Source organism: Streptomyces sp. NPDC048392, assembly GCF_043200575.1.
Classification (GTDB): Bacteria; Actinomycetota; Actinomycetes; order Streptomycetales; family Streptomycetaceae; genus Streptomyces.
Genome location: NZ_JBICYB010000006.1, coordinates 16,303 through 37,459, shown reverse-complemented (window position 1 = coordinate 37,459; position 21,157 = coordinate 16,303). Strand labels below are relative to the sequence as shown.

The following is a 21,157-nucleotide window of genomic DNA, read 5'->3' as shown; positions in this document are numbered from 1 at the left end:
CCGGGCGCCCCCCCCCCCCCGGGCCCCGCCGGGGGGGCCCCCGGGGGGGGCCGGGGGGGGGGCCCGGGGGGGGGGGGCGGGGGCCGGGCCGGGGGTCAGCCGCGGGCCATCGCTATCGAACCCGCGAGGCGCTCCCCCGCCTCGTAGATCATGTAGGGGACGCCGTGGTCGGTGCCGAAGGACGGGGAGGCGGCGCGGCCGTTCTCCGGCGCGGAGCCGCGCGAGTCGTAGAAGACCCCGAGGTGCCGGCGGAGCGAGAAGTCGTTGCCGACCTCGGTGATCATCAGGTCGCCGCCGCTCTCCTTGTCCTTGTTGTAGACGACGTAGGTGCTGTCGTCGCGGTGCAGCAGGTGCGGGCCGCCCACGTTGACCGCGCCGACGTCGCCGTGGCGCACCAGGGACTCCTGGGAGAACGTCCAGCCGCGGCCGTCCGCGGACCAGCCCCAGCCGATGTCACGGTGGTTGGCCGTGTTGTTGATCATGAACACCATGACGTAGTGGGCGCCGCGGGAGGGCAGTTCGTGCGGGAAGACCCGCGCGTACGAGGTCTCGGTGGTGCCGGACGGCAGCATCGATGTGTTCAGCACGACCTTGTCGTACGCGAAGTGGACGCCGTCGGCGGAACGGGCGAGCCTGGTCGTGGTGTTCTCACCGTGGAAGTACAGCCACATCTCCTTCCTCCCGGCGTGCCACATCACGTGCGGCGAGGAGACGTGGCTGACGGAGTAGTGCGGCGACCAGTCGTGGGAGACGATCGGGTTGTCGGGGTGCTCCGTGAACGGGCCCTCCAGCGAGTCGCCGTAGGCCAGGCAGATGCCGCCGGGGGCGTCGTGCGGGGCGTAGTACAGGTAGTAGCGGCCGAGCCGGCCGCTCGCGGGCAGCCGGTCGTAGACGCCGCGGACGGTCGGGAAGATGATCTCGCCGGTGGGGTTGTAGGCGAGCCGGGACGGGGTCAGCAGGGTGCGGACGTACGTGTAGTCGGGGAAGCCGCCCGGCGCGGCGGACACGGTGGGCGCGGTGGTGGCGCCCAGGGCGAGGGCGGCGCCCGTGACGGCCGTGCCCTTCAGGAACAGACGGCGGTCGAGGTGCGGCTCGTGCATGTCGACTCCTGGGAGAGGTGGTGTCAGAGGTACAGGGCGGCGGTGACGCACATGCCGCCCAGGGCGACCGGCCACACGTAGGGCAGGGTGCGGGCCATGACCTGCTGCGGGCCGACGCCCGCGTACTGGGCGGCCCACACGGTCTGCGTGCTGGTCGGGTCGGCGACGCCGAAGACCTGGTTGTACGAGGTGGCCATACCGAGGACGGCGACGGCCGGGTAGATGCCGGTGGCGATGAGGACGCCCGCGATGCCCGCGCCCAGCCCGAACACGTTGAGGGGACCGCGGTACAGGCACAGCGGCACCAGCAGGGTGAAGACGATGACGAACAGCACCGGGTTGTGCGGGCTGACCGCCTTCACCAGCGGCTCCAGCGCGTCCACCGCGCCGGGGAGTCTGACGGCCGCGAGCAGGATGCCGATCGCCACGAACAGGGCGAGCGGTGGCGCGGCCACCTCGAAGCCGCCGTACAGGGTGCGCAGCAGCCGCTTGTTCATCTCGCCGGGACGGGTGGTGGTGACCAGCGCGTAGAGCACGCCGGCCAGCATGGAGGGGATGATGGCCACGTCCAGGCCGAGGGCCAGGACCAGCGGGACGACGGGAGCGAGCAGCGCGTACCAGGGGGCGTCGCCGAGGCGTTCGCGGCGCGGCGCCGGGCGTGCGGACACCGACTTGAGCGACCAGGCGTGCTCGGTGCCGCGCCGCCGGTTCTCGATGACCACGTAGGCGACGGCGGCGGCGAGCGCGAAGGGGAACAGCTTCACCATGAAGCCGCGGACGGTGTCGACGGGCAGGTCGAGGGCGGTGGAGAAGAACTGCCAGACGGGCAGTTCGAAGGGGACACCGACCGCGATGCCCATCAGCACGGTGCCCGCGGCCGTCACCTTGGGCACGCCGACGGCGACCATGGCGGGGATGCCGATGATGCCGGCCAGCATCGCGGCGGGCGCCGAGCCGGTGACGGTGCCGACGAGCGCGGAGACGGCGAGGACACCGAGGGCGACGACGGTGGGCCGGTCGCCGCCGAACTCCACGATCTTGCGGACGAGGGTGCCGGCGATGCCGGTCTCGTCGAGGAGCTTGCCGAGCCAGGAGCCGAGGATGATGGCGACCATCGTCGCCGCGAGCGCCGGGGCGCCCTCCTGGAGCACCGTGTCCAGGACGCTGTTCTCACCGGTCAGGGGCGCGCCGGAGAGGAAGGCGATGGCCACGGCCAGCAGGACAAGCGCGAAGGCGGTGGGGAGCTTGCGGGTGAGCATCGCGGCGACGCCGGCCGCCATGACGAAAAGGATGACGACACCCATGGGTCAGTTCTCTCTTCTTGCGTCGGGCGCGGGTGGCGGGGCGGTCTCGGTCTCGGCGGCCAGGGCGGCGGTCAGCAGCAGCGGGCTCCGGCCGAGTCCGCAGACGGTACGGGCGTGGGCGTGCGCCGCCACCTCCTCGGCGCCGGCGACATGGCCGGGCACGCGCAGCCGGCCCAGCCGCAGGGCGCTGTGGCCGAGGGCTCGCTTCAGCGCGGTCCTGCCGGGGCCGTGGTGGAGATGGACGTGCACCGCCTCGTGGGCGAGTGCGGCGGCCCGTATCGAGCCGGGCGGGTACCAGGCCCGCCAGCCGCGGGCGTCGACGACCCGTTCGGCGAGTCCGATCGTGTCGGTGAACAGCTCGACCGTGGGCGGTCTGGACGTGTACCGGGCCAGCAGCCCCAGCGCGAGCCCTCCGTCGCTCTCCACGATCCGCGCGGTGCACTCGACGGGCGCGAGTGCGGCGCCGTACGCGTCGGCCGCACGCGCCCACCGGCGCAGCAGCTCCGGATCGCGGTGCTCGTGGGTCGGGGTGGCGGCCAGCAGGCGTACGGCCCATCCGATGTCGTCGGTGGCGGCGAGGTCCGCCGGTGCGGGGGCGTCCTGGACGGTCATGCGCGCACCTCCAGGACGGCCACGACCGGTTCGTCGGCGGCGCGGGCGCGCAGCTCGCTGCGGGCGAGGGCGAGCAGCGGCTGCGGGTCCAGTACGCCGGACAGGTCGGCGATGCGGGAACCGAGCAGCAGCCGCACGGCGGGGGCACGGACGCCGCCGTCGCCGTAGGAGGTGTTCTCGGCCACCAGCTTGGCCAGGACCTCGGGTGCGGCCGCGACGGTGGTCGCCTCGACCCGGGCGTCGGACGCGTGGTGGCGTACGACACCGTCGGCGTCCACGACCCGGACCGGGTGGCGGACCGGCCGGAATCGGCGGTGGACCTCGGCGCCGTAGACGGTGTGCGCGGAGGTGCCCGCGAGCACGTGCACCTTCGACGGGTCGGTCTTGAGGCTGGTGGCGGCCAGGCGCAGACGCTCGGCGTCGTCGGCCCGGTGGGCCCGGTCCTGGGTGCGCAGTTCGGTCGCGCCGGTGGCGATGGCGCGTACGACGTTGGTCTGCGGATCGACGGTGACCTCGACCTCGACGCCGTCGGCTGCGGCACCCTGCTCCACCACGGCACGCTCGGCCTCGGCGCGCACGGCGAGGATCTGCTCCTGGGTCGCGCCCGGCACGATCCGCTCGACCTGTTCGCGGACCAGTGCGAGGGCGACACCGATGGGGCTGATGACCTCGTTGTCGCGGGCGATGCGGCCGGTCATGCCGGTGCGGGTGGCCAGGTGCGGGGTGACGGAGGCGGCACCGCCCCCTCCGCCGACCAGGACGGCGGTGTCCGTGTCGAGACGGTACTCGCGCACCAGGTCGTCCACGACGGACCGCACCTGGTCGGTTCCGGCGTCCAGGAGGCGGGTGGCGGCGGTGGGCAGGTCGGTGCCGAGGGCGGCGGCGAGCGGGGCCAGCGCGGCGCGGGCGGTGTCGGGATGGGCGTGGGCGAAGTCGCCCTCGGGGACCCGGCCGAGCGCGTTGGCGGCGCAGGTCATGGTGAGCGCGAACCGGCCGCCGGCCGCGTCGAGCACGGCGTAGTCGGCGGGGTCGCCGGGCAGCGGGCTGACGGTGGTCAGCTTCGCGTCCCGCAGGTCGGCCGGGTCCGCGTAACAGGCGTACGGCAGCCCGGCGATGTGCGCGCTGCGGGGCCCGGTGCCGGTGACCCGGCCGCCCGCGACGCGCACCATGGAGCCGCCGCCGACGCCGACGGTGCGGACGTCGAGGGCGTTGAGGTAGGAGCTCCGGCCGAGCAGGACGGCATGCCGTACCGCGACCCTGCCGCGCTTGACGACGCTGATGTCGGTCGAGGTGCCGCCCGTCTCCAGGAACACGCCCTCGCTGACGCGTTCCCGCATGAGCGCCCCGGCGACACCGGCGGCCGGGCCGGACAGCACGGTCAGCAGGGGCCTGCGGCGCATCTCGTCCAGGGACATCACTCCCCCGTCGCAGCGCATCACCATCAGCGGCGAGGTGACACCCGCCTTGGTGATGGAGGTGTCGACGAGGTCGGCGGTGGCCAGCATGCGCGGCAGGATCGCCGCGTTGACGACGGCGGTGCGGGTGCGTTTGCGCAGCCCGTACAGGGAGGTGATCTCGTGTGCGGCGGTGGTCGGCAGGCCGGTGGCGCGGGCCGCCCCGGCGACCGCGTCCTCGCCCTCGGGCCGGTCGACGCCGAAGGGTTCGCTGGCCACCAGGGCCTGGGCACCGGCGGCCGTGAGCTGTTCGACGGCGGCCCGCAGTGCGGGGGCGTCCTCGGGGTCGGGCACGTGCGCGTAGTGCAGCGGCAGCCGTTTGCCGGGGGTGAGTTCGAGCTTGGCGAGCGAGGCCAGCCTGCGGGTGAAGTACGTCCCGCCGCCCGTGCCGATGCCGAGCAGGCCGACGGTGGCGACGTCGCCCTCCAGCAGGGCGTTGGTAGCCTGGGTCGTGCCGTGCGCCAGGAAGGCCACGTCGGCGGGTGCGTGTTCGGTCTGCTTCAGCAGCCGGTCGAGTGCCTCGACGATGCCGTGTGCGACGCCGTCCTCGTGATGATGGCTCGTGGGGACCTTCACCTGGCCCACGAGCCTGAGCGTCGTGGCGTCGACCGCCACGGCGTCGGTGAAGGTTCCGCCCACGTCGATGCCGACGCGGATGCGGTGGGTGGTCATGTCCGGGCACCTCCTTGTGCTGGGTCGGTCCACGCGCGGGCGGTCACCGGGCGGGGCAGGTGGTGCTGTCCCGCCCGACATCCGCCGTGCGCGGGCTCGTTCAGTAGCCCCTGATGTCGGGCCAGTGACGCTGTACGCCGTCGCGGTCGAGCACCTTGGCGAACTCCTCGAACCTCTTGTCCTCGGCCTGCACCTCGTGCGGCTCGACGTCCTCGGCGAGGCAGTGCGCGGCGAGGGCGCCTGCGACCTCGCCGACGTTCCACTCGACCGGGTGCAGGCGGTAGCAGCCGTTGGTGATGTGGGTGGTGCCGAGGTTCTTGCCGGCCGGCAGCAGGTTGCGCACCCGGCGCGGCACGAGGGCGCCGAGCGGGATCTCGAAGGGGACTGAGCCGATGTCCACGTAGCCGTCCCCGCCGGTGGAGGGGTGCAGGTCGATGCGGTAGTTGCCGACGCCCACGGAGTCGCGGTGACGGGTGCGGCCGTAGGGCCCGATCAGGTCGATGGCGACGTCGTGCTCGGTGACGGTGGTGACGGCCTTGATACGACGGGACTCGCGGACGTAGGCCGCCTTGGCGAGGCCGTCGGCGGTGCCGGTCACGTCGGGGCGCGGACGCAGGCCCGGGAAACCGGTGCCGCCGTCCGTGCGGGGCGCCTCGGTCTGCAGCCAGTACAGCACCGACAGGGACAGCTGGCGTGCCTCGCGCAGGGCCTCGGCCTCCTGGCCGACGTAGGGCTTGAGCCAGTAGTCGTTGAGCGGCCAGTTGACGAGCGTGATGTCCGAGTCGAAGGCTCCGTCGGTGTGCAGCTTGCGGGCGAGGATGCGGCGGAAGCCCCACAGCTCCTTGTCGCCCGCGTCGGCGCTCTGGTCGGCGCTGACGGCGAGCGGGTCGAGGTCGGGGTTGGGTTCGAAGGTGCGCGCCACCGGTTCGAGGGTGCGCGGGTCGGGGGCCTCGAAGCCGAGCAGCGGGCCGGGCCAGAAGCCGGGCTTGTAGTCGCGCCAGAAGTCGTAGTCGGCGGGGCGGTCGACGGTGTGGTCCTCGCCCTCGTGGTGGGAGAGGGCGAAGCAGACGGTGATGCCCTGCTGGTTGCCCGGCTGGGCCTCGTCGGGAGCGTGCGGTTCGTCGAACTCGGCCCGGGACTCGGCCCCGTCGACGTGCTCGACACCGGCGAGGTGCAGCAGCTCGCCGGTCTCGGTGGCGTCCAGGACGTAGCGGGCGGGGACGGTGCGACGGGTGCCGTCGCGGAGGTTCTCAAGGGTGACGGCCCGTACGACATCGTTGTCGGCCTCGGCGGCCACCGGACGGTGCTCGGTGAGGACGGTGAGGCGTCCGGCCGCCCGGTGCGGGGCGAGCATGCCCTCCAGGACGGCGAGGGCGACGCGCGGCTCGTGGCAGAGCTTGCTGACCCGGCCGGCGCCCGGGTTGAGGTCGGTGAGTGCCCGAGCCTCGGCGCGCAGCGGATACCACTGGCGGTAGTAGTCGCGGATGCCCTCCCGCAGTTGCCGGTAGGTGGCGGTGGTGCCGAACTGTTCGACCCACGGGTGTTCGTCGGGTGGCACGGCCTGGCTGGTGAGCTGGCCGCCGATCCAGTCCGTCTCCTCGGTCAGGACGACGCTGCGGCCGGCCCGGCAGGCGGCGAGGGCCGCGGCGACGCCGCCGAGGCCGCCGCCGACGACGAGGATGTCGGGTTCCGGTATCACGCTGCTGCTCCTCGGGGGGTGTGGTGGGTTCCGGGTCGGGTGACGCGGTCAGGGGGTGGCCGGTGGGCCGGCGGTCGCGCCCGGCCTGAAGGCGCAGGCGACGAGCGTGCCCCGGGCGGGCTCGCCCGCGACGCGGGCGGCGAGCAGCCGTACGGCCTCGGCGCCCAGCGCGGGGCGCGGGATGTCGAAGCCCATCGGCGCCGGTGCGTCCGCGAGGTCGGCGGGCGGGCTGCCGAGCAGTGCCAGCGACACCTGGCCGGGGCAGTCCAGGCCCGCCTCGTCGACGGCGGCGCGCAGGGCCCGCCAGACGGCGCCGGTGTCGGTCTCCTCGGCGACGAAGGCGGTGACGCCGTCGGCGAGCCAGGCCCGGATCCGGTCGGCGGTGAGGTGGCGGCGCGGGTCGCCGGAGCGGAACACCGCGTCGTGGCCGGCGGGCAGGCCGCTTTCCGCGAGCCCGGCGAGGAAGCCGCGTTCACGGTCGGTGGAGGCGGGTGCGTCGTCGTCCTCGCGGACGAGGACGACGCGGCGGTGGCCCAGCCCGGCGAGCTCGGTGACGACCTCGCGGCTGGCGCTGACGTAGTCGGCACCGACCCAGGCGAGGCCCTCCGGCTCGTCGCGCCGGCCGACGTGCACGACCGGGAAGCCGTCGGCCACCAGGCGGCGCAGTTCGTCCGCGGGCGCGTGACGGCCCAGGAAGAGGCAGCCGTCCGCCAGCCGTACGCGGTTGAGCGCCCCGGCCCCGGTCGCGCCCGCTCCCCCGGTGCTCGACCCGGTGAACAGCACCAGGTCGTAGCCCTGCGAGGCGGCTTCCTGCTCGACGCCGACGAGGAACGGGTAGTACGAGTGACGGACGTCGGTCGGGAAGGTCGCGGTGAAGCTGAAGACGCCGAGCAGGTTGTTGCGGGCGGCGGCGAGCCGGCTGGCGGCCGGGTCCGGGACGTAGCCGAGACGGTGGGCGGCGTCCAGGACCTTCGCCCGGGTCTCCGCCGAGATCGGCCGCCCCGTCGCGATGTCGCGTCCGGAGAGGACCAGGGACACCGTCGCCTGCGAGACACCCGCGAGCCCGGCCACCTCCGCCTGCCTCGGCCGGGCCCGCCGGCCCGCCGGCGCGGGGATCCGCCCCGGTCTCGCGCGCCCCGCCGCTTCCTTCGCCACCGCTGCTCCCCTCGCTCGTTAATGCGCATTACCTAATGCGCATTAACGAGTAATGTGAAGGACCGCTCGGGTCGGGTCAAGGGTTTGGGCCGAGAAAGACGCCGTGGGTCGGCGGGACCGCGTTCCCGTCGGCCCACGGGGTGGCCGGGCCGGCCGGGGATCGGCTCCCGGTCAGGCCGTGGATCAGCTGCCGAACGGTGCCGTGTACCGGACGGTGCCCGCGGGCAGCGGGCGGGCGGCGTCGAGGGTGAGGGCCGCCAGGGCCTCGTCCGGGACGTCGATGGTGAGCCCGGTGCCGCGGGCGAAGGGCCGGGTGAAGCGGAAGCCGAAGCCGTTCAGAGGAAGCGGCGCAGGGGCCGGACCGCCAGCTCACGAGCCCGCTGGGCCGCGGAGCGCTTCTTCCAGCCGCTCGCCGCGATCGGATCGCTGACCGCCCGGTCCGCGTCGAAGTGCCCGTCCAGCGTCGCGGTGAACTCCGGGTCGAGGACGGCGAGCATGACCTCCTCGTCGTGATCGAGCGAACGGCGGTTGAAGTTGGTCGAGCCGATCAGCGCGGCGATCCCGTCGACGGTGATGACCTTGGCGTGCATCATCGTCGGACGGTACTCGTAGATCTTCACCCCGCAGGCCATGAGGTCCTCGTAGTAGTGCTGGCCCGCCAGCCGGCACACCCGCTTGTCGGTGTGCGGGCCGGGCAGCACGATCTCCACCTCGACGCCGCGCCGGGCGGTGGCGCAGAGGAGTTCGACGAAGAACGCGTCCGGCGCGAAGTAGGCGGTGGCCAGGCGGAAGCGCTCCTCGGCCGAATCCAGCATCACGCGGATCAGGGTCTGCAGGTCCTGCCAGCCGAAGCTGGCCGAACCGCGGACCACCTGTACGACGGCGCCGCCCTGCGGGCTGTGCCCGATGAAGCGGTCCCGGTCGTCGAAGAGCTCGTCGTGGCACTCGGCCCAGTTCTGCGCGAACGCGGCGGCGATACCGTCCACCGCGGGTCCGCGCAGTTCGACGTGGGTGTCACGCCACTCGTTCTCGTTGCGCGCGTCGCCGCACCACTCCTCGGCGATCCCCACGCCGCCGGTGAAGGCGGTCTCCTCGTCGACGAGGAGGACCTTGCGGTGACAGCGGTGGTTCTGCTTGAGCGGGGAGAGGTACAGCGGCTTGCGGAACCACGCCACCTGCACGCCGGCCCGCTCCATCGTCCGCAGTTGGTCGGCCTCGATGAGCCGGCTGCCGAAGCCGTCCAGCAGCAGCCGCACCCGGACTCCGGCACGGGCCCGTTCCGCGAGGGCGTCGGCGAACCGGCGGGCGATGTCGCCCTTCCAGTACACGAAGGTCATCATGTCGACCGTGTGCTCGGCACGGGCTATACCGGCCAGCATGGCGGCGAAGATCTCGTCGCCGTTGCGCAGGACGGTGAGCGCGTTGCCCTCGGTGGCCGCGATGCCGATCAGCCGCTCCAGCCGCCGGCGTATGCGGGCGACCCGGTCACCGGCCGGGGCGGAGGACGCGTCCGGAGCCTTCGGGGCCGACGGGGTCAGCTCGGGCGGCTCCTGCGTACTGGTCATGGCATTCCCTGGCCGGAACACTACGAGGAAACGTCGGGCCGCGGTGCCCGGTCCGGCACGGGCTGAGCGGCGAGCCGACTTTACCGGTGTCCTCCCGGGCCCGGCTGCCGGGCTGGGTGAGACGTTGATCGCGTGACGAGGAGCCCCGGACATGGCGGGTGGGGACGACGTCTCCGGCGCCGCCGTCGTCACCGGCCGCGACCGGTGGCTGCGCGGACGCCGGGCCGGGCGCGAGATCCGGCTCGGCGGCGAGGAGGGGCCGGTGGCCGGCGGTGACGGGAGCGGCCGGTGAGCGGTTCGCGAGGAAGCGGTCGCACCCGGGCGCGTTTCTTGCGGCCGGCGGGGGCTGGGCGGCAGGGTTCGGGCGTGGCTACTTTGCTGATCGTGCATCACACGCCGTCGCCGAACTGTCAGGCGCTGCTGGAAGCCGTCGTGTCCGGGGCGACCGCGGCGGAGATCGAGGGAGTGCGGGTGGTGCGGCGGGCGGCGCTCGCGGCCACCGCGCTCGACGTGCTGGAGGCCGACGGGTACCTGCTGGGCACACCGGCCAACCTGGGGTACATGTCCGGGGCCCTGAAGCACTTCTTCGACCAGGTCTACTACCCCTGCCTGGACGAGACACGCGGCCGGCCCTTCGGCTGCTACGTGCACGGCGGCAGCGACACCACCGGCGCGGTGCGCGGCATCGAGTCGGTCACGACGGGCCTCGGCTGGCAGCGGGCGGCGTCGGCGGTGAGCGTGGTCGGTGAGCCCGGCAAGGCCGATCTGGAGGCCTGCTGGGAACTGGGGGCCACGCTCGCCGCCGGGCTCATGGCCGGCTGAGGCCCCGCCGGGCCGGGCGCGGCACCGCCCCCTCCCGGGGCTGCCCGGCCGGCGTGCCGGGGATACGGACGCGGGGGCGGGCGGCCCGCCCGGTAGCGGTGATCTCGGCGTCCACGCGGTGAACCTTCGCGGCCGGGTCTGCGGTCGGGACTCTGCGCGTCCGCACGACAAGGGGGCAGCGGTGCGCGGTCGGCGTGGTCCCGGCGTCCACGGGGAGAAGCGCGCTCAGATGGGTGTCGCGGCCCGGAGGATGAGGAACATCGTGACGGCGGCGTTCGCCGACGACATCGCCGAGACGGCGGTCCCGGCGGCCGCGCCCCAGGCCGCGAGGCCCACCGACGTGAACACCGGGGGCCAGGTGCGGACCGCGGGGGCCGGGCCGAGCAGGGCCGCCACCCGGCGCGGCACCGGGCCGGGCGCCGCGAGGCCGGCGAGGGTGGCGACGGGGGTGCCACGGGAGACGAGGGCCGCCTTGCCGATCGCGGTCGCCACCGCGCGCCGGTCGCCGACCGCCCGTGCGGCCGCCTCGTCCGCCCACCGCTCCGCCGTGTAGGACACGGCGGTCCGCAGGGGGCGCAGGAACGGGTTGGCCAGCGCGGCCAGCCGGACGGCGAGCAGGTAACGGTGGTGCCGGGCGGCGAGGTGGGCACGCTCGTGGGCGAAGAGCGCGCGTCGCTCGCCCGGTCCGAGGCAGTCGAGCAGCGCCGTGCTCACCACCACGCGGCCCCGGCGTCCACCGGGCAGCGCGTACGCGTAGGGCACCTCGTCCGGCAGTACGGCCACCCCGGTGCCCGGCAGTCCGGCCAGGGCCCGATGGGCGCGGCGACGCACCCGGCCGTGCCGCCACAGGGCACGTGCCGAGGCCGCGACCACCGCTCCCAGCGCGGGAATGGCCGCCTTGCCGACGACCTCGTCGTAGGGCACCGCCGCCCGCACCTCGGGGTCCGACCAGCCGTCGGGCAGGGGGTTGCCCGGCAGTTGCGCGGTGCCGACCACCATCACCAGGGCCAGGCAGACCGCGCTGCACAGGGCCATCACGGCCGCGACGACGGTGAGCAGCCCGGTCGCGGTCCGCGGGTGCAGGTGCTGCTCGGCCAGCCTGGCGATCGGCCACGCCGTCAACGGCAGGACCAGTGGCAGGAAGACGAAGACCCCCATGCGGTGTCAGCCGCCCTCCGCGGCACGGGCGTGCCCCAGCAGTTCGCGCAGCAGCCGCTCGTCATCCGGTTCGAGGCCGGTGACGAAGCTGGCCAGCACCGCTTCCCGGTCGCTCTCGGCGTCCAGCACCTTGCGCATCTTCCGTGCCGCCAGTCCCGCCCGGTCCGAGGCGGGCGTCCAGGCGAAGGACCGGCCCGCGCGCTCCCGGCTGACGGCGCCCTTCTCCCGCAGCCGGGTCAGGATCGTGATCACCGTGGTGTAGGCCAGGTCACCGCCGAGGTGCTCCTGCACCCAGCCGGCGGTCGCGGGGCCGTCCGCCGCGCGCAGTGCGGAGAGCACCAGCGCCTCCAGTTCGCCCTGTCCCCGCCGCCGCGGACGCCGGTCATCGGTCACGGCCCGCCTCCTTCCGCCGCCCATCGTCTTCGGGGGCGACATCGTACAGAAGCCCTTTTTCTACAGTGTTGTAGATTAGCGGGCAGGCACACGACCGTGATCAGCAGACGTGACGAAGGAGAACGCAGTGGGAGTTTCCCTGGCCAAGGGCGGCAACGTCTCGCTCAGCAAGGAGGCGCCCGGTCTGACCGCCGTACTGGTCGGTCTGGGCTGGGACGTGCGCACCACGACCGGCACCGACTACGACCTCGACGCCTCCGCGCTGCTCCTCGACGCGTCGGGCAAGGTGCTCTCGGACGGGCACTTCGTCTTCTACAACAACCTCACCAGCCCGGACGGCTCGGTCGAGCACACCGGTGACAACCTCACCGGCGAGGGCGAGGGCGACGACGAGGCGGTCAAGGTGAACCTCGCCGCGGTCCCGGCCGAGGTGGACCGGATCGTCTTCCCGGTCTCCATCCACGACGCGGAGAACCGGGGGCAGAGCTTCGGCCAGGTCCGCAACGCCTTCATCCGGGTCGTCAACCAGGCGGGCAACCAGGAACTGGCCCGCTACGACCTGTCCGAGGACGCCTCGACCGAGACCGCGATGGTCTTCGGCGAGCTGTACCGGCACGGCGCCGAGTGGAAGTTCCGCGCGGTCGGGCAGGGATACGCCTCGGGCCTCGCGGGCATCGCCGCGGACTTCGGCGTCAACGTCTGACCCTCCGCCGTCTCCGTCGCCGGGGCCTGACCCCGGCGACGGACCCGCCGGGGTCAGTGGTCCGTGGCACAGCAGCCGCCCCCGCGACCGGTGGCGGGGGCGCTGCCGAGGCGGCAGAAGCAGGACGCCTCGACCGGTACGTCCGCCAGGGCGGCGGCAAGCCTCAACTGCTGCGCCACGATCCGCGCCTCCCCCGCCCTGCCCAGCCGCACCAGGCACTCGTGGAGTCCGTGCAGGGCCCAGACGTTGACAGGGTGCTGGAGCGGGCGGGGCAGGGTGTCGTCCAGGCCCAGGTCGGCCCGGTAGACCGCCTCGGCCTCGGCGATCCGGCCCTGTTCCAGGAGCAGGGCACCGTAGGCGTGCCGGGTGGGCTGCATCCAGCCCCAGGGCTCGTCGTAGGGGAGGTTGTCGTCCAGCTCGATCGAGCGTTCCAGGGCGGCGAAGGCGGCGTCGTGGTCGCCCCTGCGGTACTCCAGCTCACCGTCGAGCATGGCCGATGCGATGGCGAGGATGTCGGCGCAGGTGTTGTTGAACAGCGTGCGGGACTCCGGAACCCGGGCGACCGCCTCGCGGAACAGGTGGCGTTCGGCCTGCGCCTCCGTGACCCGGCCGGTGGCCGAGAGGGCGACGCCGCGGGCGTAGTGCAGCATCGCGGTCGTCACGCAGTACAGGCGCGGGTCGGCCGGCAGCGGCAGGGCGAGGATGTCCTCCCAGCGGCCGAACCGGATCAGGACGTGCACCCGCATGGCCGGGAAGCCTTCGAGCCAGTCGGCCATCGGCGGGCTCTCCACCCGCAGCAGTTCCTCGGGAACGGACTCCTCCAGCCGGGCCGCGGCCTCGAGGGCCACCTCGCACTGGCCCAGGAACATCGCGCCGTAGATCCGGAAGTGGTGGTTGTGCGAGCGGTAGAGGGTGTAGAAGTTCATGACCCCCGACCGCGCGCGGTACTTCTCGTCGGCGGCGATGGCGGCGTCGTTGTCCGACACCACGCGGCGGTAGTCGCCGCACAGCACTTCGAGGTGTGACGGCATGTGCAGGAGATGCCCGGCGTCGGGGACCAGGCCGCGCAGCCGGTCGGCCACGGTGAGGGCCGCCTCGGGAGTGGGGGACATCTCCATCAGGTGGACGTAGAGGTGCAGGACGCCGGGGTGTTCGCGGCCGCCGTCGGCGGCCAGGGCCCGGTCCAGTACCTCCTTCGCCGCCAGGGTGCGCGCGCCCTCGGCGGGCAGTCCCGTGCGCAGGTCCCACAGCTGCCAGGGCGTCAGGTTCATCAGGGCGTCGGCGTAGAGGGCGGCCACGTCCAGGTCGTCGGGGGCCAGTTCGTACACGGCGCGCATGCCGTCGGCGTACGGCGCGTTCCACACCGAGCAGTTCTCGACGGCGCTCGCCTGCGGGTAGCGGGCGCGCAGGGCGCCGATCAGGGCGCGCTCGACCGGAGTGGCCCGGGCGGCCAGGTCGTGAGCGCGCTCGACGGCGGCGTGGGTGCGGTCGACGGTCCGGGCCAGCTCCTGGGCGTCGAAGGCCTCCCACGGCTTGTTGTAGTTGGGCCCGAGTGCGTGGGCGATGCCCCAGTGGGCCATGGCGCAGTCCTGGTCCGCCACGACGGCGGCCTCGAAACACGCGACGGCCTCTTCATGGTGGAAGGCGTACGTCCACACCAGCCCACGGTCGAACCACCGCTGGGCCTCGGGCGACGCGGTCGTCACCGGGCGGCCGTGGCTGCCCAGGTCGTAGTAGTCCATGAAGGGACGTATACCGCAGACGGGCACGGCCGCTGAGCACTTCGGCGGCCGGCCGCACCGGCCGGTGTCCCCGCCGGGCGCGCCGCGCCCGGCGGGGGTGGGGGGACGGGGTGGCGTGGGTGGGAGGACGGGGGTGGCGTGGGTGGGAGGACGGGGGTGGCGTGGGTGGGGGGCGGGGGTGGCGTGGGTCAGCCGAAGTCGACGTCGCTGCAGAGGAAGTACGTCTGGTCCATGTGCGACGCCTGCCAGATCGTGTAGACGACGTGCCGGCCGCTCAGCCCCGAGGTGCTCACCGGGATCTCGTAGTCCTGGCTGGACGCGTACCTGCCGGTGCGCGCGACCTGCTGGAGGTCACCCCAGGTCAGGGCCTGCGTGGCGGGGTCGAAGCCCTGCCGGGTGACGTAGACCAGGAAGTAGTCGGCGCCATGGCTCGCCTGGTCGTGCAGCTTGAGGGTGAAGTCGGCGGTGATGTCCGTGGTCTGCCACGCGCCCACGGTGTCGAGGGAGTTGTAGCGTCCGCCCTCGGTCCGGCCGCCGCTGCAGAGTTGGCCGTCCGGGACGACGGCCCGGAAATCGCCCGCGGAGCCGTTGCGGTACAGGCCGTTCCAGTTCCACATCGCGTTGGGGTTGTCCTGCCACGCCTGCCAGCACATGGGGTCCTCGTCGGCCATGGCCGGGTTCTGGAAGTCGTCGCCCCAGCGCTCCCAGCAGCCGTAGTTGCGGGAGGCGGGGTCGACGACCGAGCCGTGGGCGACGGCGGTGCCACTCCAGGGGATCAGGGTGAGCAGGGCCGCGGTCAGGGTGCCGAGGGCGAGGGTCGTCGCCCGGCGAGCCCTGCCGGTGACCTTCGATGTGATGCGATCATGACAAGTATGGGTCATGACTTCCTTCTCTCACGTGGGGGGACAGCGGGAAGCAGAGAGTTGGGAGCGCGAGGGGAGCACCATGGGAGCGCTCCCAAGGACTCTTCGGAAACAGGCTGCGCCCGGGTGAAGGGATTGGCAACACTCCGAATGAGCCAGTTCCCGTGCCGCGATCGTGCCTTCGGCGCGTCCGACGCGAAGGGCGGGCGGGGTAGTCCCCGGCCGCCCTTCGCCCGTCGTCATGCCGGTGTCACAGCGCACGCCGCCTGGAACGGATCAGCAGCACACAACCACCGGCGAAGAGCACGCCGCCGACCGCCGCGGGCCACATACCGAGGCCGGAACCCGTCTCCGCGAGCCCGCCCTGTGCCTGCGGCCCGGGAGCCGGACCTGCGGCGCCGCCGCTGCCCCCGTCGCCGGTCTTCCCGGTCGTCGCGGGTGCGGCCACCGCACTGCTCACGTCGTCCGGGGCGTCGGCGGGCGTCGTAGCGGCCCTGGGCCGGGCGCTCGCCGGCGCTCCGGCGTCCTGGCCCTCGGCCGGGGGCGCGGACGTGTCCCCGCCGGTCTGCCCGTCCTGGCCGGTGTCCGCGGGTGCCGCGGCCGTGGCGGTCCGCTCGGCCGGGGGTCGGGCGGTCTGCCCGCCGCCGTTGCCGCCCGGCTGCTCCTCGCCCTTCGCGTCGTCCGGCGCCTCGGACGCGCCGGGGTCCTCGGCCGGCTGCTCCTGCGGTTCCCCGCCCTGTCCGGGCTCGGACCCCGGGGGCGTGTCCGGACCGCACTCGCGACCGGAGTTGATGCACTCGGCCATGTCCCGCATCAGGTCCTCGTCGAAGACGTTGATGAAGTCGCTGTGGTCCGTGACCGGCTTGTGCAGCTGCTCGGGGAACGAGTCCACGGCGAACAGCGGAACGGTCCTGCCCCCGTCCTCGAGACTGGGCGTGTCCACGTCGTAGACGACACGCTGCACGAGCCGCGGAACGGGCCGGAAGCCCTCGGGGCAGGCGCCGTCGGCGGCGGCGAAGGCCATGTGGGTACGGTGGTTGGCGCTGTCGATGTTGCGTCCGTCCCAGCAGCTCTGGAAGGTGAAGGTGCGCACCACGTCGCTGCCCGTGGGGCACAACGGGTACTTGTCCTTCAGCTGCCGGTCCTCGAAGCCGGTGCAGCTCCAGGAGGCGTTCGCGTTGGTGTTGCCGTTGACGAACGCCTTCGCGTCGCCGGTGATGATGCGCAGCAGCCGCGGCATCTCCACGACCTTGTCCCGCTCGTTGCCCACGAAGGTGAGCGTGACCTCGGCCGGCGTGACGATCTCACCGGCGTTGCCCTCGATGCCGCCGCCGGGCGACCGGTCGTCCTGCTCGGCGGTGCCGTTCTGGAGCCGGAGCACGGGCCAGTAGTACGAGGACTTGTCGCCCTTGTCGGCGCAGCTGGTGTCGGCGGCGGCCAGGTCGTCGTCACTGGAGAAGGCGTCGTTGTCCAGGTTGCCGACGTAGTCGTGGAAGTGATGGGCGCCGTTGCCGACGCCGGGGGCGGCGATCAGGTTGTCCGAGTTGAACCGGCCCTCGGCGTTGACGCCGCAGCTGGTGGCGAAGGAGCCGGTCGAGGCTCCCTTTTTCCGGGCCGCCTGCACGACGCCCGGCTGGACGGACTCGATGTCGGCGTAGTCCGCCGCCGCGGGGCCGTTGCCCGCCTGTCCACCGTTGCCGGGCTGTTGCCCGCCATCGTTCTGTCCGTCGCCGTTCTCCTCGTCGCCGTTCTGTCCCTCGTTCCCGGCGCCTTCGCCTCCGCCGCCCCCGTCGCCGGACCGCTCGCCCTCGCCGTCCTGCCGCTGCCGGCCGGGGCTGCCGCTCTCCGCGTCCGCCGACGCGATCTCGGTGCGGCGCAGCGTGCACCGCGCCAGGGTGTCCAGGCCCTCGGGGCGGTCGCCCGCCTTGTCGACGGCGGCGGCGATGCGTTCGATCGTCGCCGCCCGTTCCTTCTTCAGCGGGTCGAGGACGGCGCCCTCGTCGAGGGTGTCGTCGTCCGCGGTGCGGGCCACTTCCTGGAGTTGGCGGTAGGCCGCGGCGATCTGCTCGTCGAGGTGGGCGAGTTCGGTGTCCACCTCCGGCCTCGCCTGCTCCGGAACGGCCGTGAGCCGCTCGGTCAGGTCGGGGCAGTCGACGGTGGCCGCGACGCCGGAACCGCCCAGGGGGACGGCGGTGTTGCCGGACTCGGTCGCCGAGGCGAAGACGTTCACGGCCACCAGGCCGCTGCCCCCCAGTATCAGCGCGACCGCTCCGAAGGTCGCGCGCCGCGCCCCGGTCGGGCGTCTGCGCCTGTTGTGTCCCAAGGCGTGCTCCTGTGTCGTGACGGACTCGGACCTGAAATGCCCCCGGCTCCATACGGAACCGGGGGACGGAGCGTTCAAACGCCTCCGGAATTCTCGGCTTTCCCTCACCTGCGGGCGCAGCACCAGCCGGATGGGACCGCCCTCTTCCTTCTCCAGCCGGGCGACCGCCTCGGCGGCCCGCGCAAGCGGCAGCACCCCGCTGACGGAGCCGGAGAGGTCCCCCGGCTCCTTCCAGTCGGCCTGCGACGCGTCGAAGCCGTTCGTCCAGTCCTTCGCCCAGGCGCTGCAGGAGGAGGTCGAGGCCACGGGTGTCGCGGTCCCCTCCTTCATGCCGGGCCCGCCGGAGACCGACTGCTTCCGCCGGGCCGGGATGGAGATCACCAAGGTCGGCACCATGGCGAAGGACGACCCGGCACAGGTCGCCCGGCAGGCGTTCGACGCCGTCATGAAGGGCCGCGGGAAACTGGTCACCGGCTCGGCGAAGACCAGGCCCAGGGGTGGCGGACAAGGTACTGCCGGACCGCGTCAAGGCCGCCGTGCACCGTCGGACGGCCGAGCCGGGGACGGCACCGGACGGCGTCCGCCAGCACGTCCGGCGCGGGCATGTCGCCCGAAGGGCCCCTTGTCGGCGGCTCGCTCCCGGTGGAACGATGCCCACGCCACCGGCTCACCGCACCGAAGGGACCGCCGTGACCGACGACCAGCAGCGCCCGCAGGCCGCCGCCGCGTTCGACGCGCTGGGCGCCGAGTACGAGAAGGCGTTCGCCGGTTCCAGGACGCACCGCCGCTCACTGGAGTGGCTGCTCGCCCGGCTCGCGCCGGGCAGCCGGGTCCTGGACGTGGGCAGCGGCACGGGCCGGCCCACCGCCGAGACCCTCGCGGACGCCGGGCACGAGGTGCTGGGCGTCGACATCTCCCCGGTCATGGTGGAACTGGCCGCACGGCAGGTTCCGGCCGCCTCCTTCCGGTGCGCCGACATCCGTGACGTACCGCTCGCGGACGGCTCGTTCGACGCCGTCTGCGTGTACTTCTCACTGCTCCAGCTGGACCGGCGGGAGCAGAAGGAGCTCGTACGGCTTCTGGTGCGGTCGCTGAAGCCGGACGGCCACCTGGTCCTGGCCACCGTGCCGCTGGACGTGGAAGGCCTCGACGCCACGTTCATGGGCCGGCCGGTACGCGTGAGCAGCTTCCCCGCACAGGAACTCGTCGCCCTGGCCGAGGAGTCCGGCCTTGAGGTGCTGGAGCAGGAGGCGTCGCTGTTCACCCCCCGCCACCCTGACGCCCGGCCGGAGCCGCACCTCTTCCTGCACTGCCGGCGCCGGTCCGTGCCGGACGCCTGACCCGCCTCGCCCTCGGGCGGCGCGGACCGGAGGCAGGGCCGGGGCAGCTCCGGACGGGGCAACTGCGCACGCCGGGACCGGGTCCCGCGGTCGGAGTGGGCAGCATGACAGACCCTGGCGAGCGACGGCGTCGCACGACTTCCACTGCCACGCGCGAGCGTGCCGTGCGGGGCGCCCGTGACGCCGCCCGGCACCCCGCCGACGCCCCGAGGGAACGGTGGTCCCCGGCCACTTCGCCGATCTGGTGCGCCGGGACGGCAAGCCGCGGACCCTGGCCCCGCGTACCCGACGGCGGCCTGACTACGAGGCCGACGTCCGGCTGGCGTGAGGCGATCGCCCTCGGTGTGCGCAGCGAGGCCCGGCGCGCGGCCCGGGACGTCGTCGACCGGCTGGCCCCGCTCGCCGTGCGTACGGACCAGGGTGCGACCGACGACGAGCAGGTGCTCAGCGCGTCGGTCCTGCTGCGCGCCGCCGACGAAACACGGTTCAGGGAGGCGGTGGCGGCGCGGGCCCGGGACTGCGGGGGCCGGCTGGCCCTCAGCGTGACCGGGCCCCTGCCGTGCTACAGCTTCGTCGACCCTCGCCACAGACCCCGGCCGGCCGGTGACCGCGTGGGCATCGTGAGCGGTCTCCTCCTGCTGCCCCTCGCACCGGTGCGCGGCACGGCGTGGATCGCCGACCACCTGCTCCACGAGGCCCGGCGCCAGGCCCACGACCCGCGCGCCGTACAGGCGCGGCTGGCCGCTCTGAACCACCCGAGCGGGTCACGAACGATCTGGCCGCCCCGGTCCCCACCGTGGTGGAGCCGCCGCGCCGGCTCATGGAGCGCCAGGCCGTGCGCCGCTTCGACGCGGGCACGCTGAGCGCCCGGCAGGAGGACCGCCTCGGCACGGCGCTCATGCTGCTCGACGAACGCATGGACGACCTGTGCGCGCAGCACGACCTGTGCGCGCAGCACGGCCTGAGCCGCGCCGGCCCGAACCTCGACCTGGGTCCGCTGGACCCGCTCCTCGCGGACCCGGAGCCGTAGGGGCCCCACGCGTGGGGGCGGACCCGGACACCCGGTGTGGGCGATCGTTATGATGACGCTGAATCGCTCAAACGAACATCCATGGGTGGGGAGGCCTGATGCGGGAGCCGGTCGATCTCAGGCGCCAGCGGATACTGGCGGCGGTCCAGGCGCGCGGTACCGCGCGGGTGCGTGACCTCGCCGACGAGTTGCAGGTCTCCGTCGTGACGGTGCGCCGGGACGTCGAGGAGCTGACGCGGGAGGGCAGGCTGCGGCGCGGGCACGGTGTGGTCCGGTCGACGGTGCCGGCCCGGGAGACGGCAGCCGACACGGCCCCGGTGGCCGGGGACCGGGTGGCCGTGGTGGTCCCCGTACGGCACTCGTATCTGACCGAGACCCTGCACGGGGCCCGCACCGTTCTGGAGCAGGCCGGGGTGCGCATGGCCCTGCACCTCGCACCCCAGGCGTCCGGCGCCGAACGCCCGCTGGTGGAGCGGGCGCTGGCGGACGGCGCGGACGGCCTGCTGATCGCCCCGCGCTGGCGCGGCCGGGCCGACGAGGAGGCCGACCACGAGTGGCTGGCCGGGACCGGGGTGCCGACGGTGCTGATGGAGCGCCGCCCGTGGCGCGGCAGCGCGCTGCACGCCCTGGACTCGGTGTGCTCGGACCACTGGTACGGCGCGCATCTGGCGGTGGAGCACCTGGTGGGGCTCGGTCACCGGCGCATGGTGTTCGCCACCCGTCACGACAGCCCGACCGCCCGCTCACTGCGTACCGCCTTCACCGAGATCGCGGGGGCGCATCCGCTGGTGGAGCGGTGGGCGTGGACGCTCGTCGCGCCCGAGGCGGGCGCCGACGGGCCGTACTCGGCGGACGAGACGGCCGAGCTGCCGGCGCTGATGCGCGGGGTCGGCGCGACGGCGGTGGTGCTGCACGGCGACGTGGACGCGCTCATGGTCGTCCAGCGGCTCGCGGAGGACGGGACGCAGGTGCCGCGGGACTGCTCGGTCGTGGCGTACGACGATGTGGTGGCCGGACTGGCGTCGCCGCCGCTGACCGCCGTGTCGCCGCCGAAGGCGGAGGTCGGGCGCACGGCGGCGGAGCTGCTGCTCCAGCGGCTGGCCGAGGCGCCCGGCAGCCGGCCGGGCCGGCGTGTCGAACTGCTGCCGCGGCTGATGGTGCGGGGCTCGACGGATCGCTCGACCGAATGAGCGTTTGAGCGTTTGAGCGTTTTATTTTCTTC

Annotated in this window: 19 protein-coding genes and 1 pseudogene; 7 read left to right on the top strand and 13 right to left on the bottom strand. The window is 73.6% G+C overall.

Annotation, left to right across the window (positions count from 1 at the left end):
* Positions 1-95: 95 nt before the first annotated feature.
* The 8 genes and pseudogenes from ACGFYH_RS11430 to ACGFYH_RS11395 form a co-directional block, all read right to left on the bottom strand.
* Positions 96-1,100, bottom strand: a complete 1,005-nt coding sequence (locus ACGFYH_RS11430) for a twin-arginine translocation signal domain-containing protein (RefSeq protein ID WP_393802903.1) — start codon at positions 1,098-1,100, stop codon at positions 96-98.
* Between the two features lie 23 nt (positions 1,101-1,123).
* Entirely contained in the window at positions 1,124-2,404 is a 1,281-nt protein-coding gene (locus ACGFYH_RS11425; RefSeq protein WP_393802902.1) for a TRAP transporter large permease subunit, read from the bottom strand.
* Positions 2,405-2,407: 3 nt separating this feature from the next.
* Complete coding sequence (locus tag ACGFYH_RS11420) at positions 2,408-3,016, bottom strand: hypothetical protein (RefSeq protein ID WP_393802901.1); 609 nt, start codon at positions 3,014-3,016, stop codon at positions 2,408-2,410.
* Complete coding sequence (locus ACGFYH_RS11415) at positions 3,013-5,142, bottom strand: hydantoinase/oxoprolinase family protein (protein ID WP_393802900.1); 2,130 nt, start codon at positions 5,140-5,142, stop codon at positions 3,013-3,015. Before ACGFYH_RS11415 ends, ACGFYH_RS11420 begins: the two co-directional genes overlap by 4 nt.
* 100 nt (positions 5,143-5,242) lie before the next feature.
* Positions 5,243-6,841, bottom strand: a complete 1,599-nt coding sequence (locus ACGFYH_RS11410) for an FAD-dependent oxidoreductase (RefSeq protein WP_393802899.1) — start codon at positions 6,839-6,841, stop codon at positions 5,243-5,245.
* A 48-nt stretch (positions 6,842-6,889) separates the two neighbouring features.
* A complete protein-coding gene (locus tag ACGFYH_RS11405) occupies positions 6,890-7,957 on the bottom strand; it encodes a LacI family DNA-binding transcriptional regulator (RefSeq protein ID WP_393803105.1) in 1,068 nt (355 codons plus the stop codon).
* A 222-nt stretch (positions 7,958-8,179) separates the two neighbouring features.
* Positions 8,180-8,320 (bottom strand): annotated as a pseudogene (locus tag ACGFYH_RS11400) (GNAT family N-acetyltransferase); the annotation flags it as partial.
* Positions 8,321-8,331: 11 nt separating this feature from the next.
* Positions 8,332-9,561 (bottom strand): phosphatidylserine/phosphatidylglycerophosphate/cardiolipin synthase family protein, encoded by a 1,230-nt coding sequence (locus tag ACGFYH_RS11395; protein WP_393802898.1) that lies wholly within the window; start codon positions 9,559-9,561, stop codon positions 8,332-8,334.
* A gap of 151 nt (positions 9,562-9,712) precedes the next feature.
* On the opposite strand from ACGFYH_RS11395, the gene ACGFYH_RS11390 reads away from it, so the two are divergent.
* Both ACGFYH_RS11390 and ACGFYH_RS11385 read left to right on the top strand, forming a co-directional pair.
* Entirely contained in the window at positions 9,713-9,853 is a 141-nt protein-coding gene (locus ACGFYH_RS11390) for a hypothetical protein (RefSeq protein WP_393802897.1), read from the top strand.
* Positions 9,854-9,927: 74 nt separating this feature from the next.
* Positions 9,928-10,383, top strand: coding sequence for a flavodoxin family protein (locus ACGFYH_RS11385; RefSeq protein ID WP_393802896.1), 456 nt, complete (start codon positions 9,928-9,930; stop codon positions 10,381-10,383).
* 225 nt (positions 10,384-10,608) lie between these two features.
* On the opposite strand, the gene ACGFYH_RS11380 is transcribed toward ACGFYH_RS11385, so the two are convergent.
* Entirely contained in the window at positions 10,609-11,541 is a 933-nt protein-coding gene (locus ACGFYH_RS11380) for a M56 family metallopeptidase (protein WP_393802895.1), read from the bottom strand.
* A 6-nt stretch (positions 11,542-11,547) separates the two neighbouring features.
* Positions 11,548-11,976 (bottom strand): BlaI/MecI/CopY family transcriptional regulator, encoded by a 429-nt coding sequence (locus ACGFYH_RS11375; protein WP_393802894.1) that lies wholly within the window; start codon positions 11,974-11,976, stop codon positions 11,548-11,550.
* An 85-nt stretch (positions 11,977-12,061) separates the two neighbouring features.
* Between ACGFYH_RS11375 and ACGFYH_RS11370 the strand changes: the two genes are divergently transcribed.
* Complete coding sequence (locus ACGFYH_RS11370; RefSeq protein ID WP_393802893.1) at positions 12,062-12,637, top strand: TerD family protein; 576 nt, start codon at positions 12,062-12,064, stop codon at positions 12,635-12,637.
* 53 nt (positions 12,638-12,690) lie between these two features.
* Here the strand turns inward: ACGFYH_RS11370 and ACGFYH_RS11365 are convergent, their stop codons facing one another.
* The 3 genes from ACGFYH_RS11365 to ACGFYH_RS11355 form a co-directional block, all read right to left on the bottom strand.
* Positions 12,691-14,379 (bottom strand): hypothetical protein, encoded by a 1,689-nt coding sequence (locus ACGFYH_RS11365; protein ID WP_393802892.1) that lies wholly within the window; start codon positions 14,377-14,379, stop codon positions 12,691-12,693.
* A 188-nt stretch (positions 14,380-14,567) separates the two neighbouring features.
* A complete protein-coding gene (locus ACGFYH_RS11360; protein WP_393802891.1) occupies positions 14,568-15,260 on the bottom strand; it encodes a lytic polysaccharide monooxygenase in 693 nt (230 codons plus the stop codon).
* Between the two features lie 232 nt (positions 15,261-15,492).
* Positions 15,493-17,478, bottom strand: coding sequence for a DUF1996 domain-containing protein (locus ACGFYH_RS11355; RefSeq protein ID WP_393803104.1), 1,986 nt, complete (start codon positions 17,476-17,478; stop codon positions 15,493-15,495).
* Between the two features lie 776 nt (positions 17,479-18,254).
* On the opposite strand from ACGFYH_RS11355, the gene ACGFYH_RS11350 reads away from it, so the two are divergent.
* From ACGFYH_RS11350 to ACGFYH_RS11335, 4 genes are all read left to right on the top strand, one after another.
* The gene (locus ACGFYH_RS11350; protein ID WP_393802890.1) at positions 18,255-18,905 is read left to right on the top strand and encodes a class I SAM-dependent methyltransferase; all 651 of its coding nucleotides are present in this window, start codon (positions 18,255-18,257) and stop codon (positions 18,903-18,905) included.
* Between the two features lie 344 nt (positions 18,906-19,249).
* Positions 19,250-19,768, top strand: a complete 519-nt coding sequence (locus tag ACGFYH_RS11345; RefSeq protein ID WP_393803103.1) for a GvpL/GvpF family gas vesicle protein — start codon at positions 19,250-19,252, stop codon at positions 19,766-19,768.
* Positions 19,681-19,935, top strand: a complete 255-nt coding sequence (locus tag ACGFYH_RS11340; RefSeq protein WP_393803102.1) for a gas vesicle protein K — start codon at positions 19,681-19,683, stop codon at positions 19,933-19,935. Before ACGFYH_RS11345 ends, ACGFYH_RS11340 begins: the two co-directional genes overlap by 88 nt.
* 98 nt (positions 19,936-20,033) lie before the next feature.
* Positions 20,034-21,125 (top strand): substrate-binding domain-containing protein, encoded by a 1,092-nt coding sequence (locus tag ACGFYH_RS11335; RefSeq protein ID WP_393802889.1) that lies wholly within the window; start codon positions 20,034-20,036, stop codon positions 21,123-21,125.
* Positions 21,126-21,157: the final 32 nt, after the last annotated feature.

Coding starts and splice junctions, on each gene's coding strand:
- ACGFYH_RS11415 (WP_393802900.1), bottom strand. CDS start 5,142: ATGACCACCCACCGCATCCGCGTCGGCATCGACGTGGGCGGAACCTTC.
- ACGFYH_RS11360 (WP_393802891.1), bottom strand. CDS start 15,260: ATGACCCATACTTGTCATGATCGCATCACATCGAAGGTCACCGGCAGG.
- ACGFYH_RS11425 (WP_393802902.1), bottom strand. CDS start 2,404: ATGGGTGTCGTCATCCTTTTCGTCATGGCGGCCGGCGTCGCCGCGATG.
- ACGFYH_RS11430 (WP_393802903.1), bottom strand. CDS start 1,100: ATGCACGAGCCGCACCTCGACCGCCGTCTGTTCCTGAAGGGCACGGCC.
- ACGFYH_RS11395 (WP_393802898.1), bottom strand. CDS start 9,561: ATGACCAGTACGCAGGAGCCGCCCGAGCTGACCCCGTCGGCCCCGAAG.
- ACGFYH_RS11365 (WP_393802892.1), bottom strand. CDS start 14,379: ATGGACTACTACGACCTGGGCAGCCACGGCCGCCCGGTGACGACCGCG.
- ACGFYH_RS11390 (WP_393802897.1), top strand. CDS start 9,713: ATGGCGGGTGGGGACGACGTCTCCGGCGCCGCCGTCGTCACCGGCCGC.
- ACGFYH_RS11335 (WP_393802889.1), top strand. CDS start 20,034: ATGCGGGAGCCGGTCGATCTCAGGCGCCAGCGGATACTGGCGGCGGTC.
- ACGFYH_RS11380 (WP_393802895.1), bottom strand. CDS start 11,541: ATGGGGGTCTTCGTCTTCCTGCCACTGGTCCTGCCGTTGACGGCGTGG.
- ACGFYH_RS11420 (WP_393802901.1), bottom strand. CDS start 3,016: ATGACCGTCCAGGACGCCCCCGCACCGGCGGACCTCGCCGCCACCGAC.
- ACGFYH_RS11375 (WP_393802894.1), bottom strand. CDS start 11,976: ATGTCGCCCCCGAAGACGATGGGCGGCGGAAGGAGGCGGGCCGTGACC.